The sequence below is a fragment of the Dinghuibacter silviterrae genome (assembly GCF_004366355.1).
Lineage (GTDB): Bacteria > Bacteroidota > Bacteroidia > Chitinophagales > Chitinophagaceae > Dinghuibacter > Dinghuibacter silviterrae.
Map to the genome: position 1 here is coordinate 2,806,217 of NZ_SODV01000001.1, position 18,674 is coordinate 2,824,890.

Genomic DNA, 18,674 nt, shown 5'->3' on the forward strand with positions numbered 1-18,674 from the left:
CCATGAAAACAATTCTTATTTGTTTCGCCCTCGCGGGCATTTGCTCCGGCGCCAACGCACAAACGGCGGCGCACCACGCGACCACGGCCGCCGCGCACCGCACCAGCGCCCCCGCGCAAGAGCAGCGCGACACCCTTGCCCCCTACGCATACGGCCTGGCCAATTCTAAAGACCCCCTCTCGCGGGACACGCTCCGCGGGATCCTCGACACCCTAAAAGCCAGCGCCGGCGAACGTCACCTACAAATTGCGGCCAACATCTATGCTTTTATCAAAGAAAAGGCCACCGCGGACTCCCTCCGAAAAGTGATCCGCGAAAAGTTCCCCTTGGGCGACGAAGCCCGGGGTGAAGCCGAACAAGCGATCTATAACGAAAAGGACCCCGCCCAAAAGGAAGCCCTATACAAGGCCTGGGTCGCCAAATTTCCGCCCTCGCGTTTCCCCAACATCGACCACGACCACATCGTCTACGACTATGCGCGGATGTCCCTCGCCAATGCTTTTGCGGAAGCAGGCAACGATACAAAGGCGCTGTACTGGGCGGGCCGGTGTGAAGAGGATTTTTATTTCGGGAACATATACGGCGGCTTGGGTGAGCACTACGTAAAACTCGGAAAGCTGCACATGGCGGAGACCTGTACAAAAAAGGCCCTGCTCAGCGCGCAGAAGTATTATGAGGAAAAGAACCCCGACAACGCCGCTAAGTTTGCCGGGTCCGGTTATCCCGGGCTGATGACCAGCTATACCGACATCCTGATCAAGGAGAAAAAGTACACCGAAGCCTTGCCCTGGGCGAAAAAGGCCCTGGCCCTGCAAAAGGAGCCCAGCCCCCGTCTCGCCTTCGTGTATTCGAAGCTGCTTATGACCCGGCACCGGTACACCGAGGCGTTCCATTACATGGAGGGAACGCTAAAAGCAGGGCAGGCGAATACCGAGATGATCGATACCTTCAAGGTGCTTTATGTAAAGGTGCATGGCGGACTTACCGGTTATGATGCCTACGCAGACGCCATTCACAAGGCGTTCCTCCAGGATATGCACAACCGTTTGACGAAGGAGAAGATGGACCTGCCCGCTCCTGATTTTACCCTGACAGACGTCAACGGCAAATCAGTGACCTTGTCCGATTATAAGGGCAAGACAGTAGTACTTGACTTCTGGGCCACCTGGTGTACCCCCTGTAAAGCGTCTTTCCCATCGATGAAAAGGGTGGTGGAAAAGTATAGCGCCGATACAAACGTGGCGTTCCTGTTTATTCACACCTGGGAACACGACACCGGCGCCACCGCGGCCGCCAAGACCTTTATCGAGCAACACCAGTATCCCTTCGAGGTGCTGATGGACCTCAAGGATCCGAAAGACGGCGCCAATAAGGTCGTGGAAAGCTATAAGGTGTCCGGTATTCCCACCAAGTTCGTCGTAGACGGGAATGGGAAGATCCGATTCAAGTTTACAGGATTTGACGGGGGCGATGATGCCGCCGTCGAAGAAGTGTCTGCAATGATAGAAATGGCCCGGGGTTAATACCCCGAGCCATTGTTTTTAATAGGCCGCTGTAAATCTCTTTCGGATAAATTTCTTGTTGTCGACCTCATCGAGAATCGCCACCGCCAGGTCCTCTCCGGACAACCGGCTTTCGCCCTGCTCGTTGAACACCGGCTGGTCCGTCCCCAGGCGGTACTTACCCGTCCGGCCGTCTTTGATGCCTTGATGCATCAGGATCGCCGGGCTGAAAAAGGTCCAGTCAAGACCGTCTTCTTTACGGACGACGTTCAGGAAATCCCTGGCCGCCTGTGCTTCACGCTTGTACTCTTCGGGGAACTGGGGTGTATCGACGAGTTGTACGCCGGGGGCGATTTCGAGGCTTCCCGCTCCCCCTATGACGATAAAGCGTTTTACGCCCGACTTTTTCACACCTTCCAGCACGGCCCGGGACCCATTCAGATACGTGTCGTACTGGTTGGGGACCTGCCGGTCATTGATGGCGCTCAGCACCAGGTCGTGCCCGCTGACCAGCGCGGCCAATTCGGAAGGGTTCGTGGCGTCCCCTTTCTTCACCGTCAGGTTCGGATGCGTGATTGTGATCTTTTCCGGGTTGCGTACGATGGCGGTCACGTGGTGGCCGCGGCTCAGCGCTTCCGTCAATAAGTTGGACCCTACAAAACCGGAGGCCCCGATGAGTGCGATGTTCATGATTTGTAATGTTGTATGTTACAGTTATAGATAAAAAAAATATCAGATAAAACGGCTATGAAATTCGGCCAGCGTCGTGCTGCCCAGTTTTTTGACGAGCGCTTCCTCGGCTTCCGCGTACAGGTCTTCCAAATGCTGTTGGATCTGCCGGCCCACCGGGCAGTCGGGGTTGGGGGTATTCTTCGCCTGGCCCAGGGGCGATGTTTGCCGGACTGCGTGGTACACATCCGATAGCCGGATCCTGGCCGCGGGTTTCGCGAGGCTGAACCCGCCCGCCTTCCCTTCCTTGCTGTCCACCAGCCCGTGCTTTTTCAGGTTGCTGATTTCTTTGCGGACCAGCACCGGGTTGGTGTTGATGCTCCCGGCCAGAAACTCGGACGACACAAGCTTCCCCGACATCTGATCCAGGAGGGTCAGGATATGTAGGGAGATCGAGAAACGGCCGTTGGTCATTCTGTAATATTTATAATTACAGAACAAAGATACACCGCTCCGCGGAATTTCAAAAAAAATCTGTGCGGCTGCCGCTATAGCGCCCCATCAAACTCCGCCGACAGGTAAATCTCCCCCGCCAGCACCGCCCGTATGGCCTTCACCAGCTCCTGCTCAATACGGGGCTTGGGCACAAACCCCCCGGCCCCGAATTCCAGCGCGCGCAGCGCGTATCGTTTTTCCGCGTGGATGCTGATGATGAGGACGGGAAGGTCCGGGACCTCCCGTTTGAGGGTCTCCAGGGCTTCCAGGCCGTTCATCACCGGCATGCTGATGTCCGAAATGACGATGTCCCATAGCTCTTCCATGGCCCGCCGCACGAGCTGGGCGCCGTCGCTGACCTGTTCGCATACGGCGTCCGGCCAGTCGTCGGCAATGACCTGAAGGATGAGCTGTCTCATCAGGTGGTGGTCGTCGGCAAGAAGTAAGCGAAGTGGAATCATGCGGTTATAGTATTCCGTGTTCGAGGCAATACCTGGTGAGGTCGGTGTTGGACTGAAGCTGCATCTTCTGTAGGATCTTTGTCCGGTAATTGGTGGCGGTGCTGTGGCTGATGGACAACAATTCGGCGATACGTCCCGTGGATTCTCCGGACGCGAGCATCACCATGACGTTCAGTTCGCGGTCGGAGAGCAATTCGTGCGGAAATTTGGTGTTGTTGCAGGTGATGTCGTCGGCCAGCTTGTCGGCCAGCCGGGTGGAAACGTACTTCCGGCCTTGTAAGATCCAGTGGATGGCTTTTTTGAGCTCGGTAGGGGCGGCATCTTTGTTCAGGTAACCGGACGCGCCGGCGCGCATGACCCTCGGGCCGTATAATTCTTCCGGGTGCACGCTCAGGATCAGCGTGGGGATCTTAGGGAAGTGCTGTTTGATTTCGGCGATGATCTCCAGACCGCTCCGGCCCGGCATGGACAGGTCGCTGATGACCAGGTCCCATTCCCCTTTTAACGACAACTTGAAAAGCGTTTCCGCGTCTCCCACTTCCTCGACCTCGGCGGAAGGAAACTCTTCCTTGAGGACACTTACAAGCCCCTTTCGAACAATGGCGTGATCGTCAGCAATCAGAATTCTCATAGCGTTATGTTTTTGGACAGCGGCACCTCGACCAAAACGGTCGTACCATAGCCGGGCCGGCTGTCTATATCCAGGCGTCCCCCGATCATGCGGGCCCGTTCCCTCATGCCCAGAAGCCCCAAGGTACGTTTTGTTTTGACGCCGTTGCTGGGTAATCCTTTCCCGTTGTCCCTGACCTCCAGGAGGATCCACTCGTGGTTTATGGTAAAACGTACGTCCACCTGGGACGCTTCGGCGTGACGGGCAATATTTGTCAGGGTTTCCTGGAAAATCCGGAACGTATTGATCGATACCTCCGGGTTCAGCGGCACGGGGGCCACGAAAAACGCCGAGGCGATGGGGATGGAAAACCTTTTTTCGAACTCCTCGATCTGCCACTTCATGGCTTCGACCAGCCCCAGGTCGTCCAGGATGCCTGGTCTGAGCTCGGTGGATATCCGGCGAATCGATTCGATCCCTTGGCTGACCATGTCGATGATGGACCGGATCCCATTTTCCAGCGCCTCGTTCCCCTGTATGTGTTTGGTGAGCCGGAACATCGAGATCTTGACGGCGGTCAGTTGCTGCCCCAGGTCGTCGTGGATGTCCCGGGCGATGTCCACCCTTTCCTGTTCCCGGATACTTTGGAGGTGGGCTGCCAGTTCCCGCAGTTGCTCTTCCGCCCTGACCTTGTCCGAGAAATCGATGCCCACACCGAGCAAACAGGGTTCGTCCTCGTAAGTGATGGCTTTCCCGGTAAAAAAATAAGGGATCTTGACCCCGCTTTTTGTCAGGAAGTTTGCCTGGACAGCGTCTTCTCCCGTGTCGAAGACGCTCCCGATCTTCTGACGGAGCAACTCCTTTTCGTCCGTATCAAAAAAGTCGAGCGGATGCAACCGGCGCATCTCCTCCGAATTGTACCCCGTCACCTTTTCGAAATTGAGGTTCCACCGGCGGAACCGGCCCTCCTTGTTGTAGAGGTAAAAAACGCCCGGCAGGCTGTTGATGACCGAATCGGACAGGTTTCTTTCGTTCACTACCTGGTCCCTTGATTTCACCTGTTCGGTAATGTCTTGTACAGTCCCGGTCAGGTAGAGGATGTCGCCGTTCTCCCCGGTACGCAGCTCACCGATCTCGTGCACGTATTTGAGCGTTCCCTTCGGGGTGATGATGCGGTGGGTGAAATTCAGTGGCGCGCGGCCGCTGAGCGCCTTTGCCTGCAGGTATTCAAACGTTTCCCGGTCCTCCGGGTGCACCCATTCCAGGAAGTCCTGGAACCGGTTGCCGAATTCCTCTTTCCGGAGGTCAAAGATCCGGTAGATCTCGTCCGACCAGGACAGGTAATTGTTTTGAAGGTCCAGCTCCCAGTGGCCCATCCGGCCCAGGGTTTCCGCCCGGCGGTAGTTGTCCTCGCTTTTTTCCAGCAACATTTCGGCCGTCTTCAGACGGGTAATGTCGGTGGCCGTTCCCACCCAGCCGAGGATTTCCCGGTCGATCCCCCTTTCGGGGACCGCCTGGCCCAGGATCCAGGTCACCTTCCCGTCAGGGTTTACAAAACGGTATTCCGCCACCGATGCCCTTTCCTGGACCGTTGCCTGCTCCCATTCCCGGAACAACACCGCCCGGTCGTCCGGGTGGACCGCCCCCTGCCAGCCGTTGCCCAGGGCATCTTCCTTCCGGATCCCGGTGATCTGGCACCACCGGGGATTGACATAGGTCGTCCAGCCCGAGGCGTCGGTCCTGAAGATGCCCACCGGTGAAGACTCCGTCAGCGTCTGGTAGTTCAATGTACTGATGATCAGCTCCTCTTCCGTTCTTTTGCGCAAGGCGTCCTTTGCAAATCCGTCGATGGCAAAAGAAATATCCGCCGCAATGGCGATCAGCAGGTCGATCTCTTCCGTATCGAAGAAATTCTTTTTGTCGGCATACAGCGAGAAAAGCCCCACCACCGTACCCGACCGTTTGATCGGGAGCCCGATGGACGACTGGTAGTTGTGCTCCATGGCCGCCTCCCGCCAGGGTTCCATGTCCGGGGCGGCCTCGATGTCGTTACACATGAAATAGTACCCTTCCCGGAGCGCCCGGCCACCCGGTCCCATGCTTTCCGGGGGCCCTTCCATGGGGATGATGCTGATGCCGGACAAATATTCCGCGCCTTCGCCCGCAAAGGTCACCGGGATCAGGCTTGACCGTTCCCCGTCCAGCAAACCGATCCATGCCATCCTGAACCCGCCTATGTCCACCGCGATCCGGCAGGTCTCTGACAACAGGGCATGATCGTCCGTCGCCTGTACGATGGCCTGGTTGATCCGGCTTACAAACAGGTACAACCGGTTGGTCTTGATCAACTGCTCCTCCGTTTTCCTCCGGTCCGTGATGTCCAGCAGGTTCACGATAAACCCCCTGATCTTCGGATCCTGCAACATATTCCGCACCGTCCCTTCCAGCCAGATATAGCTGCCGTCCTTGCGGCGCAACCGGTGGTTCATGTGCACCGTCATGCCCGGGTGGATCCTGGCCTCCGCGAAGGCCGCCCTTACGTGGGGCACGTCCTCCGGGTGGATCTGCTCCTCCGGCAACCGGGGAAACTCCTCGTTGGAATACCCCGTAATCTTTTCCGCCGATGCACTCCGGAAAATGATGCGAAGATTTTCATCCAACAACGCGATGATCCCCTGGTTATTCTCCACCAGGGCGCGGAAGATGCCGTAGCCGTTTTGTGATGCGCGCGCCGATGCTTTTACCCTTTTCCGATAGTAGATATAAGCCAGGGCAAAAAGGAATGCCGCCACACAGGCGGCCGGGAGGATGCCTTGTTTGTACAAGGAGACGGGGTTTTGAGCGTTTGTAAATGTACGGAAATTATCAAGAAAGGACCCGTTCGGTGATTTGCCCGGTTGTTTTGTGTTTTAAAATGACCTTCCGCGCCCCGTAGTGCGTCGTTTCCTCCTTGATCAGGTAGTGGTCCTGATCGTATTCCGTCAGGTGACTGTCCCTGGTCACACCGGTGCGTCCCCGCCAGACGTCCAGGACGACGGGCTCCCACAATTTTGTCCGGGCGGACCGGTAGGCCGCGTCGAGGATGGCGTTGACGACATACCCGTCGTAAAAGGTTTCCCGGGGCGCGCGCCCCTGTTCGAACGCGTTGAATACGTCGGTAAACATGTGGTTGTAGCCAAGGTCGTTGAGCTCGTCCCCGACGGGGAAAAGCCAGCCGGTATTGCTTTCGGCCTTTTCGGACACATAGTCGGCGCCTTTCCCGGTGGTAAACATCTCCAGGCCGGTGCGCAGAAAGTTGTTGATCCAAAGGGTGCCCTCGGTGCCCATGACCTCGTCCCGGAGGTCGAGACCGCCCCGGAAGGTCCAGCTGACCTCGAACTGGCCGATGGCGCCGTTTTCGTATTTGACAAGACCGATGGCATGGTCTTCGGCTTCGATGGGTTTGACCTGGGTCTCGGCCCAGCACATCACTTCGACCGGCCGGATGTCCTTGCCGATAAAGCTGCGCGCGATCTCCACGCAATGACAGCCCAGGTCGAGGATACACCCGCCGCCCGCGTGCTCCAGGTCCCAAAACCAGTCGCTGTGCGGACCGGGATGTGTTTCGCGGGATTTGGCCCAGAGGATGCGGCCCAACGCGCCGTTTTGCACGCTGTCCAGCGCCTTTAGGAATTTCGGCGTATAGACAAGGTCTTCCAGGTAACCATTGAAGATACCCGCCTTTTCCACGGCCTCCAGCATGCGACGCGCTTCGGCAGCGGTGCGCCCCAGGGGTTTGGTGGTCATCACCGCCTTGCCGTGTTTGCAACAAAGCATCACCGCGGCTTCGTGAAGGTCGTTGGGCAGCGCGATACAGATCATGTCGACCTCCGGATGCGCGATGGCCACCTCCATATCGGTGGTCGCATGTACACAACCGTACTTCATAGCAAACGCCCCGGCGCTTTCGGTACGCCGTGAGTAGACACTAACGATCTTATCCCGGCTCCGCTGACCGAGAATGGAATCTGCATAAAAACGCGCAATAAAGCCGGATCCGAGCATGGCGATCTGGGGCATCTGTCAGGTTTTTTTTGTATGGAAAAGAAGGACGAAACAAATCAGTACTACTGCCGCAAACCAGGCGGGGATCCACCAGAAGTGCGCCCATTGTGTTAACCCGAGGGCTGGGGCGTTTCGTAGAAAACGGTTGTACACACTCCCCGCGATCTGCGCACCCGCCAGCATGCCGGTGCCATACGTCGCAAACACGATCAGGCCCTGCGCCTGCGCCCGGATGTGGGGGCCGGCTTTTGTATCCACATAGATCTGGCCGGTGACAAAAAAGAAATCGTAACACACCCCGTGCAGCGCGATCCCGGTCAGGATCATCCAGTCCACGATCCCCGGGGCGCCCATGGCAAACAAGGCATACCGCAAGACCCAGGCCAGCATCCCCGTGGCCAGCATCCACTTGACCCCCAGACGGGCGAAAAAGAACGGCATCAATACCATAAACAGCGTCTCTGACGCCTGTCCGAGGGTTTGGGTGGCGGCGATGTTCGTAAAATGCGCGTTGTCCAGGAAAATCTGGGTGAAATTGTAATACGCGGCCAGCGGGATACAGATTAAAAACGAGCTTGCCAGGAAAATATAAAAAGACGGGCTACCCAGTTGCCGGAGCGCGTCGACACCGATGATGCTGTAGAAAGACACTTTCTTGTCCGCCGCCGGCGGAGGGGTATGCGGAAGCCAGAAACTATAGAGCCCCAGCAGCAGGCCGCCTCCGGCCGTCATATACAGCGGGAGCGCCGTTGCTTCCGCTTTCTCCCCGGCGATGCGGCTTAAGATAAAGCTGATGACCAAACCCGCCGCGATCCACCCGATGGTCCCAAAAACGCGGATGGCCGGGAATTGTTTCTCCTGGTCCGGCATCTTATAAAAACAGATCGTATTCGCCAGCCCCATCGTGGGCATATAGCAGATATTGTAGGCTAAGAGCAGGAGGATAAAAAGGAGGGGATGATGAACGGCAGACGGCGCCAGGAACATACACAAGGCCCCCAGCAGGTGGAGTACGCCCAGCACTTTCTCTGTCGCAAAATACCGGTCGGCGATCAACCCCACAAAAAAGGGCGCCACGATCGCGGCGATCGGGTTGACCGTATAGGGCCAGTGCGTCAGGTCCGCCATACCGTGCCGGGTCATATAGATGCCGATCGTCGTGTACCAGGAGCCCCAGACAAAGAACTCCAGGAACATGAGGGCGGAGAACTGGATGCGGTTCGTCCGAGTCATGACGCCAAGTTAGCAATAAAAATAGCCCGGCGTTTTTGGCACCGGGCTATTTACTTAATTATCCTTGCTTATCCGACCCACTCCGCCGCGGTCATCACCTCCGCCTGGCGGGGAAATACTTTCGTCATGAGCAACTGATGGACGTCCGCGTCCCCGTCGGCACAGCCGTCGGACAGCACGGTGAGGACGTAGTCCTTGTCGGCGGCTTCGCGCACGGTGGACAGGACGACCCCGCTGGTAGCGATGCCCGTGAGGACGAGGTGCCCGACACCATAAGCGCGGAGGACGACTTCGAGGTCACTTCCGGTAAAGGCGCAGACGCGGCGTTTGACGACGGTGATCTCGCCCGCGGCGGGCGCCACGGAGGCGTCGATCGCGGTAAATTGTTCAAACGTAACGCCGTTCACCATGGGCTTTGCCGCCATAAAACCTTTGTTGTTGGGGCTGATCTCGGGAGCGCCGTCGCGGAAACCGACCACGACATAAATGACAGGGATGTCCTTGGCACGGGCGTGAGCAATGGCCGTGGCGACGCTTTTGGTGACGGACGCCATGTCCGGGAAACGGCTAAGAAACGCCGACTGCATGTCCATGACGAGAAGGGCTGTTTTCATGTATGTTTTGTTTTTTGTGACGTAAGAGAAATTTGGACAAAAGTAGGGCGATCAATATCGCGGCACAGCCCTGGGCAAAAAGGCTGGCCTGGGCGCCGATGTGTTTGGACACAAAGCCGATAAGCAGGCTGCCGAGGGGCAACATGCCAAAGACGGCCATCGCCAGGAAGCTGACGACCCGTCCCCGCATATTTTTGTCCGACTCCATCTGGACGATGGTGGTGACAATCGAGGTTTGGGACATGGTGCCAAAGCCGCAGGCGACGGCAAACACCATGGCCAGCGGGAAGTAGGTGACCTGGGAAAACAGGATCAGGCCCAACCCCAGAATAAGCGTATTGATGAACAGGATCTTTTTAAAATCAGCCCCTGTCTTTAACGTGGCGAGGAAGTAGGCGCCGGCCAGCGCGCCCAATCCTACAAAGCTGTTGATGTACCCAAAGGTTTCTGCATTCCCCCGGTAGATCACCTTGGCGAAGACCGGGAACAAGGTATTGTAGGGTAATACAAAAAGACAGGTCAACGCCAGCATCAAAAGGACGCCGCCGATGGCGGGGGTATTCATGACGTATTCAAAACCTTCCTTCAGGGCTTTCTTTGGCACGGGTTGCGGAACATGGGCGGGCAGCTTCATCAGCAGGAGCGAAGCCAACACCGCGACGAAGCTGACGGCATTGAGCAGAAAACAAACCCCGGCGCCGAAGTGTTGCAGGACGATCCCGGAGAGGGCGGGCCCCACCAGCCGGGCCATGTTGTTCATCGACGAATTAAAGGCGAGGGCATTGGGCAGGTCGTCCTTGTCACGGATAATCTCGTGCACCAGCGGTTGACGGGCGGGTACGTCAAAGGCATTGATAACGCCTAAGACGACGCTGAGCACCAGGATTTCCCAAACGGCATAGTGCCCGGTCAGGACCAGCGCGGCCAGCAGGGCTGCCTGTACCAGGGACGCCGCCTGGGTCAACAAAAGGATCCGGAACCGGTTGTAGCGGTCGGCTACGATACCGCCATACAAGGTCAGGAGAAAAGTGGGAAACCCGAAGGCAAAGGTCGTCACCCCCAGCATAAAGGCCGAGTGCGTCATGGTGTAGACTACCCAGCTGACCGCGGTGCGTTGCATCCACGTGCCGATCTGGGACACCGACTGGCCATAGAAGTACAGCCGGTAGTTGCGGCTGCGGAAGGCCCGAAAAGTATGTTGACTTTTTGACATTATAGGTTAAGTTGTCGAAACCTGGGCAAAAAAAATCACGCCTTCAGCCCGTGTACGATCAGCTGGCTGAGCGTTTGCGCTAAAGTGTCGATTTTTGGAGCATCTTCGGCGAGCAGCATTTCCCGTTTCAACCCGTGCATGTTTGCCAGGATGACAAAAACCAGGTTTTCCATTTCCCTGGGAGGGATAGGACGTAACTCACCTGCTTCCACGCCTTGTTTCAGTATTTCTTTCAACAGATCGCCTTCCCCCTTCATGATACGGGCGTGGCCCGCGCGCTTGATCCCGGACAGACTGGATATCTCGTCCGCGTTCATACCCGCCTCCAGGGAACCATACAGCTCGCGCCGCTTGCGCATCAGGTGCATTTTGGTCGTAAAGAAAGTGGCGATCTTTTCTTCCGTGCCCGTCACCTGCTCCACCGCCTGGCCGATCTTGTCCACGATATCGTCCACCTCCATATTGACCACGGCGGCGTAGATCTCTTCCTTGCTTTTGTAATAGTAATACAACGAGCTCCGGCTTTTGCCGATGGCCTTGGCCACGTCGTCCATGGAGACTTTTTGCCAGCCGTATTTCTGGAACAGTTGCTGGGCCGCCTGAAGAATATGGTCTTCTTTTACGAGCACGGTGCAAAGATAGGACCTTTTCGACAAATTCACAAAAAATGTTGAAATGTCAGGACCGGAAAGACAGCGGTGCAGTGGCCGTCTGCTTTTTGAAGTAGTTGGAAAAGTGCGCCACCTCGTCAAAGCCGAGGGTATAGGCAATCTCGGACACGCTCCAGTTGGTTTGCTTCAGCAATATTTTTGCCTCTTCTATCACACGCTTTGTGATCAGTTCGGACGTGGTGCTGCCGGTGGCTTCTTTCAACACCTTGTTCAGGTGGTTGACGTGTACCGCGAGGCGGTCGGCGTATTCCTTTGGGGTCCGCAGCCCCAGCCGCTGATGGGGTGACTCCAGCGGGAACTGCCGCTCCAGGAGTTCGATAAAAAGCGCGGAAATGCGCTGGGCGGCGTTTTGCGTCGTCCGCAGGGCCGACATGGGCTGAAGCTTTTGCCCATAGTGGATGAGCTCCAGCAAAAGGGTGCGCATCAGGTCGTACTTGAATTTGTAGTCCGACGCCAGTTCGCGGAGCATTTTTTTAAAGATGTATTCCACCTCGGCGTGCTCCGCCGGGTTCAGCTGAAAAACGGGCAACTGCCCCGGCTGGTAGATCGGCAGCTCATCCAATAAAACACCCGATTTCCTTGGGGTAAGGAAATCGGGTGTAAAGATGCAGAACATACCCGTCTGGGTGTCTGCGGGGATCCAGTGGTAAGGTATTTTGGGTGTGGCAAAAAGCAGCGCGTGCTCTTCGATGTCGATCACCTTGTCGGCATATTCCGCCCGGCTCTTGCCTCTTATCCAGCTGATCTTATAGTAATCCCTCCGGCTATAGGGCATCGTGCGCGCACCCGTCGCCTTGTCGTACAACTTTTCCGTTTCGAACACATTGAAGTGGCCGATCTCCTGCGCAATACCGTCCGGGAGCGGGGTGGCATTGTTCCGGTAAAAGTCATCCAGGGAGGTTGTTTCCGAAAGCATTTATAGAATTCAAATATACCATTTTACAGCTGCATGCCGCCCGAGGCTTCGATCCGCTGACCGTTCACCCAACGGGCGTCCTCCGAACAAAGGAAGGCCACCACGCCACCAATATCCTCCGCTACGCCCGGACGGCCCAGGGCCGTCATGCTGCTGATCATCTTTTGCAGCGACTCGTCGCTGCGGAGATGCCCGTTGCCAAAGTCCGTCATGATCGCCCCCGGAGCCACCACGTTGGCGCGGATACCCCTGACGCCCAATTCCTTGGCCTGGTAGCGGGTCAACGTTTCCACGGCGCTTTTGAGGGAACCGTACACCGACGAGCCGGGAACGGACACCCGCGTCAGCCCGGAAGAGACGTTGACGATACCACCCCCGTCATTCATCAGCGGGAGGAGCTTTTGGGTCAGGAAGTAGACGCCTTTAAAATGTACGTTCAACAGGTCGTCAAAAAACGCCTCCGTCACCGCGTTGATGGGGCTGTAGCCGCCCTGGCCGGCGTTGTTCACCAGGAAGTCGAAGTGGCCGGTCTTGAAGTGGTTCGTTAAAACGCTTTTCAGTCGTTCCACGAAGCCATCGAAGCTTTGCAGTTCGCCCGTATTGAGCTGTAACGCCGCAGCCTTTCGCCCGGCCGCTTCTATCTGCGTGACCACGTTCTGCGCGTCTTCCGCCCGGTTGTTATAGGTAACGATCACATCCAGTCCCTTGGCGGCCAGCTTCAGCGCCATGTCTTTTCCCAGGCCACGGCTGCCGCCGGTTACCAGGGCTATTTTGTTACTCATTGTGCTTGTTTTTTTTTACAAAATTAGTGCGGCCGGACGCGCCAGGCATTGAAAGAATCAATCGGGTTTTTGCAAAATTCAAATATATTTGCGCTCACCTATGTATCAAACGCCGCTCCCCTTGCTGTTCGTGTTATGCTGTACCCTGCACGCAGCCGCCCAGGACTCCCTGGACAAAGCCTACCCCTTTATCGATGGATTTGCGCGCGTGGCGCGGGGGGATAGCTCCTTTTATATCGATACCACCGGAAAATTTGCTTTTAACGAAATAACCGCGATCACAGGTGGCGACGGCACTGCCGACAAGCTCGTCCTGGTCCGCGGCACGAAGGACCGTCCTGACCACTGGGGCATGTTGCGCGCCGGCCGCTGGCTCCTGGCACCGGAATACGACACGATCGACACCCGTTTTAACGTGTGGAAGTTGTCCAGGGACGGCAAAAGCACCTGGTGCGACACCAGCGGTAAACTATTGTTGCCCCTCCGTTTCAGCGATGCGGGCTACCTGGACGGCCGTTATTTCGACGTATGCCAGGGCGGGAAATGGGGCATTTATGACGCGCAGCGGGACAGCGTCGTTATCCCGTTCCAGTACGACGGCTTCGACTTCTGCGGCGGTTGCGGCGATGCCTCCGACTATGTGTTCGCACAACGGGACCAACAATGGGGCGTCATCGGCTTTGACAACAAGGTTCGTGTCCCCTTCGCGTACGAACACACCCATAGGAACATGCGCAGCGATGAATGGGTCCAAAGCTTTCAGCGCAACGGCCGGCCCGTTTTGATCAACATGCTTACGGGGAAGGTATTCGGGGAACCGGAGTACACCTTGCCCGAGGACGTTCTTTGGAACGGGCTGGTGTGCGTAGGGCAACATAAAAAATTTGGCCTCGTCACCGCCGCGGGCAAGCCGGTAACGAATTTTGACTACGACGAGATCTTCTGGTATGAAGAAGCCCAGGGAATAGCAGGCGGCTACGCCTCCGTCAAAAAGAACGGTCTGTACGGATTGATCGACTCGACCGGAAGCCTCATCATTCCGGTCCGCCAGGGGGGGGAAGTCTCGATCATCGACGACAGTACCTTTGACGTATACAGGAACGAAAGGCATTTGCTCATCGACCGGCATGGCCGGCCATTGCTTCCGGTCTACTTCAAAACCATCCAGCCGGTCAGTGAAGGGGTATACGTGGTTTCCGGGGACGGTCATACGTGGGGGCTGTACAACCGCCATACGCGTGTGCTGACCCCCTGTATCTATAATGATATTTCGGACGACGAAGTGAAGGGCTTCCTCATCGTGAAAAAAGGTGCCCGCAAGGGATTGCTCAACCTGCAGGGCAAAACCATTCTCCCCCCGCGGTATGATGATATCGCAACCTTCGAGTCTTTTCCCGATAAACTGGACATACGCATAGGCGATCATAAAGGGTTGTGTGACACCAGCGGCAAGATTCTCCTGGCGCCGGTCTATGATTGGGTGGAGCAGGATGGGGACGACACTACCTGTGTGAAACTGGTGAAGATGCGCAAGGAGGGGGACCTGGCAGGGCTGGCCACCCTTCAGGGCCGGATGATCCTGCCGCTCCGGTCCGGCGGACTTGACAGGATCGGAAATGACCGGTGGTTGCTGCGCAAAGACGGTACTTTTTTCCTCATCAACAGCCGGACCGGTCAAAAAGATTCGCTGCCTTACAGCGATGTTTCATTTGCAGACGCGAACGGATGGCTGATCGTCAGCGACGGGAAAGGGGTAAAATTGCTGGACCCCGTGTCTCAGCGCATCGTCGCGGACGGATACGATGAGATCGATGCCTTTAGAAACGATGTCGCCCATGCCCGCAAGGACAGCCTGGAAGGGGCCATCGGCACTACGGGCAAGGTAGCGGTCCCCTTTGTCTACGCCCGGCTTTCCAGCTTCATGGAAGGCATGGCGGTCGTACAAAAAAACGACAGCACCTACGGAATTGTCGATACCACCGGGAAAGTCGTGGTCCCTTTGCAATACGACATTCCCAACGAATATTTCTCCACCGAAGACGCGATGTTGTGGGGCGACCTGGTCTTGTTCCGCCGGGATACGGAGAGCGGCTCCATTTTAAAGGGCCTTGCCCGCCGGGACGGCACGATCATCACTCCTCCCCGGTTCGAGGTCATCTGGAAGGACACGGCCCGCCAGGAATACCTGGTGCGCCAAAACGGCAAGTTCGGGATTATGGCCGCCGACGGGAAGATGATCATCCCCGCCATCTACCAGGACATGATGGCGATCGACATGAGCCGTTTATACAATTCGGTTCAATTGACCTACCCCTTGTTGTGTTACGACGGGGATCGCTGGCAATACGTAATGCCCGGTGGGAAGACCCTGCCTTTTACGATTCGTGAAGCGAACCGGGAGGAACAGTGATCAGCTTCCGGCGGATCAATTCGGCGCATATTTTCGCGGTGGACTCTTCCACGGTTTCCAGTTCCGTACAACAAGTGACCTCGGGATCGGCCGGCTCTTCATAAGGATCGTCTATGCCCGTGAAGTGGCTGATCTCACCGGCACGGACTTTTTTGTACAAGCCCTTGACGTCCCTTCTTTCGCATTCGCCGATGGAGCACTTGACGTGCACTTCGATAAAATTCGGGATACGGCCGCGGACCATATCCCTTGCGGACCGGTAGGGCGAGATCGCGGAAACGATAACGCCGACGCCATGCCTGGAGAGCAACTCGGAGACAAAGCCCAACCTCAAAATGTTCTCGCACCGGTCCTCCCGCGAGAACGTCAGGCCCTTGGAAAGACTGGCGCGGATCGCATCCCCGTCCAGCACTTCCACGGGGTGGGCGAGGGAGGTAAGGGTGGCGGACAGCCGGTGGGCGATGGTGGTCTTGCCGGCTCCGCTAAAACCTGTCAGCCAGACGGTGTAGCCGGCATATTGTTTGGGCGTTGTGCTCATTCTGAAAAGTACAAAAAATAGCCTGCGGTTTCGCAGGCTATCCTTAAGGGCGCCGGAGGCGCTGCAACATTTTGGCAAGCAACCGTTCGTTACGCCGGTGGATTGGCGCACAGCTGGTTGATCGGCGCCCCCGAGGCAATGCAATAGCAGAAGGCGCCGCCATGCGGTTCGCACGTCCCATAGAATATCTTGCCTTCGTAGTTGACAAAGCAGGATTCGCCTTCCGAAGGACAAGGCGCATACTGTGGTGCGCCTCCTTTGAGATGCATCATTTCGCTGCGGCTAAGCGCCGCACCAGGTTTGGTGTTCATCTTATGAATGTTTAGGTTTTAGAGCGGATTGGGACAAGGCCACTCGATCGGATACCCAGGGATGGAACAATAACATACCTCAGTGATGCCGTGCGGGACGCAGACGCCGGTGCCTTGCGAACCGGTGCAGGTTTCGCCTTGGGAAGGACAGATGAGTTGGGGGCCGCCGCCTTTAATGGACTTCATTTCCACGCGGCTAAGGGCCTTCAGGGATGTTGATTGCATGGTGTGGCTTTTTTGAATTAATAATCTATCCTAACCAATATACAAAAAAATAAACGGGAAAAGATTGCGTTTTCACAATTTTTTTAGCGCCGCTAATTCGGTGGGCGTTAGTCCAAATTGTTTCTTAAAAGCAAAGGAAAAGTGGGACAAGTCTTCAAACCCCAGGTCAATATAAATTTCTGCCGGTTTTTTACGGAGCTTGTGGATAAGGAGATAGGCTTCCTGCAGCCGTCTTTGCACCAGCCAGCGATTGGGCGTGTTGTGAAAGATGGCCTTGAAATCCCTTTTGAAGGCTGAAAGGCTGCGTCCCGTTAAAAATGCAAACTGCTGTAGGCTGATGTTGAAGGTATAGTGCCGGTTCATAAACTCCTCCAGGTTTATTTTTTCGGGTACGCCGAAGTCAAAGAGGATGCCCGCCAACTCCGGCTGTGTCTGTAATAAAAGGAGGAGCAATTCTTCCCGTTTGACCTCCGAAAAGGAGGAGTCGATCTTACCTGAACCCGTATAGTAAGGTTGTAAAGAATGGATAAACTCCGGTATCCGCTCATCCGCGCGCAACCATACAGCAGCCTCTGAGGTCATCCGTTTTTCAACGGTGACCTCGTGCCTTTCCTGAAATTTTTTTAGAAAAGGCTCGTCAAAAACAAGAATGACCTTTTCCGGTTCTTCGCCTTGCGCTGGCTTGTTATACCGGCCCAGCTGATTTTTACGGACGAGGTAGGATTCGTGCGCCACCAACGAATATTCTTTATTGCCCACGTATCCGTTGAGGGTCCCCTTCACCATATAAATGAAAAAGTGCTCCGGGATGAATTGTTCGATCGACATCTCCGGACCGATATAACAAGTTTTGCGTACCAAGGTGCTCATTGAAGGACCCCAAATTTAATCATACTTTCCACCGAAGCTACAATGGCTTGTTCGTTGGTGGCGATCGGCTGCCAATCCAGCATTTTCTTTGCTTTGGCGTTGCTCACATTCCGGCTGACCCCCAATAAGGGTGCGATGGCCTTGGCTTGTTTATTAAAAAGACCGGCCAGGCGGACCAGCCCATTGGACAAAACCTTGGTGGACACCTTTTGGGAAACCCCGGGCATTTCTTTTTTTAGAAATACGGCCATCTCCGGTAAGGACATGGCTCCACCCGATAAGGCCAGAAACCGCTGCCCGCTGGCCCCCGGATGGGTCATGGCGCGAATATGCAAATCCGCGACATCCCGGACGTCGGCGATGTTCATGTTTAATTGGGGGATGGACTTCATGGAGCCGTCGAGCATGTGTGTCAAAAACGCAAAGCTGCCCGAAATATCCCGCCCCAATGTCGGGCCGAAGATGGCCACGGGATTGATCACCGCCAGCTCCATCTGTTCACCTTCTTTGCGGATAAAATCCCAGGCGGCGCGCTCGGCCAGGATTTTTGACCGGTTGTAGGCCGTCATCCCTTTTTGGTGGGGGTTGCTCCATTCTTCCTCCGTGATCACGGTATGGGGATCTTTGTGGCTGTACCCCACCGCCCCAAAGTTGGAGGTCAACACCACCCGTTTGACACCGGCGTTTTTTGCCGCTGTCAACACCCGAAGCGTGCCGTCCACCGCCGGGCGGATCACTTCGTTCTCATCCCTGGGAATGACGGTGGCCATGGGAGAGGCCACGTGCAACACAAAACGGCAATCCTTCACCGCTTTGTCCCAGTTGGCGTCCTTCATCAGGTCCGCCTCGACGAATTCCAGGCCGTCCGGCGTCGCGATGCCCCCGTTGCGGAGCATGTCCAGGACTTCCTCCTTTCTGTTCATGGTCCGAAGGGTCGTTTTTACGCGATAGCCCTTCTGTAACAGTTGGAGAATACAGTGAACCCCAACAAAGCCGGTTCCTCCCGTGACCAAAACCGTTTCTTTTTTGTCCATTATTACATGATTTTGTAGGACAAAGGTCAACGGAAAAGGATTTGCCGGCTTTGTTGAAAAGTCCAAAGTTGTTTTG

Annotated in this window: 19 protein-coding genes; 2 read left to right on the top strand and 17 right to left on the bottom strand. The window is 56.1% G+C overall.

Going from position 1 to position 18,674, the window contains the following annotated elements; genetic code table 11:
* Positions 1-2: 2 nt before the first annotated feature.
* Entirely contained in the window at positions 3-1,523 is a 1,521-nt protein-coding gene (locus EDB95_RS12145; protein ID WP_133993941.1) for a redoxin domain-containing protein, read from the top strand.
* A gap of 18 nt (positions 1,524-1,541) precedes the next feature.
* Here EDB95_RS12145 and EDB95_RS12150 read toward each other — a convergent pair whose 3' ends face one another.
* From EDB95_RS12150 to EDB95_RS12205, 12 genes are all read right to left on the bottom strand, one after another.
* Entirely contained in the window at positions 1,542-2,192 is a 651-nt protein-coding gene (locus EDB95_RS12150) for an NAD(P)-dependent oxidoreductase (protein ID WP_133993943.1), read from the bottom strand.
* Positions 2,193-2,234: 42 nt separating this feature from the next.
* Complete coding sequence (locus EDB95_RS12155; protein ID WP_133993945.1) at positions 2,235-2,645, bottom strand: Rrf2 family transcriptional regulator; 411 nt, start codon at positions 2,643-2,645, stop codon at positions 2,235-2,237.
* A 74-nt stretch (positions 2,646-2,719) separates the two neighbouring features.
* Positions 2,720-3,127, bottom strand: coding sequence for a response regulator (locus tag EDB95_RS12160; protein WP_133993947.1), 408 nt, complete (start codon positions 3,125-3,127; stop codon positions 2,720-2,722).
* Between the two features lie 4 nt (positions 3,128-3,131).
* Positions 3,132-3,758 (bottom strand): response regulator, encoded by a 627-nt coding sequence (locus EDB95_RS12165; RefSeq protein WP_133993949.1) that lies wholly within the window; start codon positions 3,756-3,758, stop codon positions 3,132-3,134.
* Positions 3,755-6,562 (bottom strand): PAS domain S-box protein, encoded by a 2,808-nt coding sequence (locus EDB95_RS12170; protein ID WP_133993951.1) that lies wholly within the window; start codon positions 6,560-6,562, stop codon positions 3,755-3,757. The genes EDB95_RS12165 and EDB95_RS12170 overlap by 4 nt, the downstream gene beginning before the upstream one ends.
* 40 nt (positions 6,563-6,602) lie before the next feature.
* Positions 6,603-7,796 carry a Gfo/Idh/MocA family protein gene (locus tag EDB95_RS12175; RefSeq protein WP_133993953.1) on the bottom strand — a complete coding sequence of 398 codons (1,194 nt, stop codon included), beginning with the start codon at positions 7,794-7,796 and terminating at the stop codon, positions 6,603-6,605.
* 3 nt (positions 7,797-7,799) lie between these two features.
* Positions 7,800-9,014 (bottom strand): MFS transporter, encoded by a 1,215-nt coding sequence (locus EDB95_RS12180; RefSeq protein ID WP_133993954.1) that lies wholly within the window; start codon positions 9,012-9,014, stop codon positions 7,800-7,802.
* Positions 9,015-9,082: 68 nt separating this feature from the next.
* On the bottom strand, positions 9,083-9,628 hold the full coding sequence (locus EDB95_RS12185) for a cysteine hydrolase family protein (protein WP_133993956.1): 546 nt from the start codon (positions 9,626-9,628) through the stop codon (positions 9,083-9,085).
* A complete protein-coding gene (locus EDB95_RS12190; protein WP_133993958.1) occupies positions 9,582-10,841 on the bottom strand; it encodes an MFS transporter in 1,260 nt (419 codons plus the stop codon). Before EDB95_RS12190 ends, EDB95_RS12185 begins: the two co-directional genes overlap by 47 nt.
* A 35-nt stretch (positions 10,842-10,876) precedes the next feature.
* On the bottom strand, positions 10,877-11,470 hold the full coding sequence (locus tag EDB95_RS12195) for a TetR/AcrR family transcriptional regulator (RefSeq protein ID WP_162852572.1): 594 nt from the start codon (positions 11,468-11,470) through the stop codon (positions 10,877-10,879).
* A gap of 49 nt (positions 11,471-11,519) precedes the next feature.
* Positions 11,520-12,428, bottom strand: a complete 909-nt coding sequence (locus EDB95_RS12200; RefSeq protein ID WP_133993962.1) for a helix-turn-helix domain-containing protein — start codon at positions 12,426-12,428, stop codon at positions 11,520-11,522.
* 23 nt (positions 12,429-12,451) lie between these two features.
* A complete protein-coding gene (locus tag EDB95_RS12205; protein ID WP_133993964.1) occupies positions 12,452-13,210 on the bottom strand; it encodes an SDR family NAD(P)-dependent oxidoreductase in 759 nt (252 codons plus the stop codon).
* Positions 13,211-13,310: 100 nt separating this feature from the next.
* On the opposite strand from EDB95_RS12205, the gene EDB95_RS12210 reads away from it, so the two are divergent.
* Entirely contained in the window at positions 13,311-15,620 is a 2,310-nt protein-coding gene (locus EDB95_RS12210; RefSeq protein WP_133993966.1) for a WG repeat-containing protein, read from the top strand.
* Here EDB95_RS12210 and cysC read toward each other — a convergent pair.
* The 5 genes from cysC to EDB95_RS12235 all read right to left on the bottom strand — a co-directional run bounded on the left by cysC (position 15,586) and on the right by EDB95_RS12235 (position 18,598).
* A complete protein-coding gene (gene cysC / locus EDB95_RS12215) occupies positions 15,586-16,158 on the bottom strand; it encodes an adenylyl-sulfate kinase (protein WP_133993968.1) in 573 nt (190 codons plus the stop codon). The genes EDB95_RS12210 and cysC overlap by 35 nt on opposite strands.
* 89 nt (positions 16,159-16,247) lie before the next feature.
* Positions 16,248-16,469: a hypothetical protein gene (locus EDB95_RS12220; RefSeq protein ID WP_133993970.1), complete on the bottom strand. Its 222-nt coding sequence runs from the start codon at positions 16,467-16,469 to the stop codon at positions 16,248-16,250.
* An 18-nt stretch (positions 16,470-16,487) separates the two neighbouring features.
* Positions 16,488-16,694, bottom strand: a complete 207-nt coding sequence (locus tag EDB95_RS12225; protein ID WP_133993972.1) for a hypothetical protein — start codon at positions 16,692-16,694, stop codon at positions 16,488-16,490.
* 72 nt (positions 16,695-16,766) lie between these two features.
* Entirely contained in the window at positions 16,767-17,564 is a 798-nt protein-coding gene (locus EDB95_RS12230) for a helix-turn-helix domain-containing protein (protein WP_133993974.1), read from the bottom strand.
* Positions 17,561-18,598 (bottom strand): SDR family oxidoreductase, encoded by a 1,038-nt coding sequence (locus EDB95_RS12235; protein ID WP_133993976.1) that lies wholly within the window; start codon positions 18,596-18,598, stop codon positions 17,561-17,563. The genes EDB95_RS12230 and EDB95_RS12235 overlap by 4 nt, the downstream gene beginning before the upstream one ends.
* Positions 18,599-18,674 lie beyond the last annotated feature (76 nt).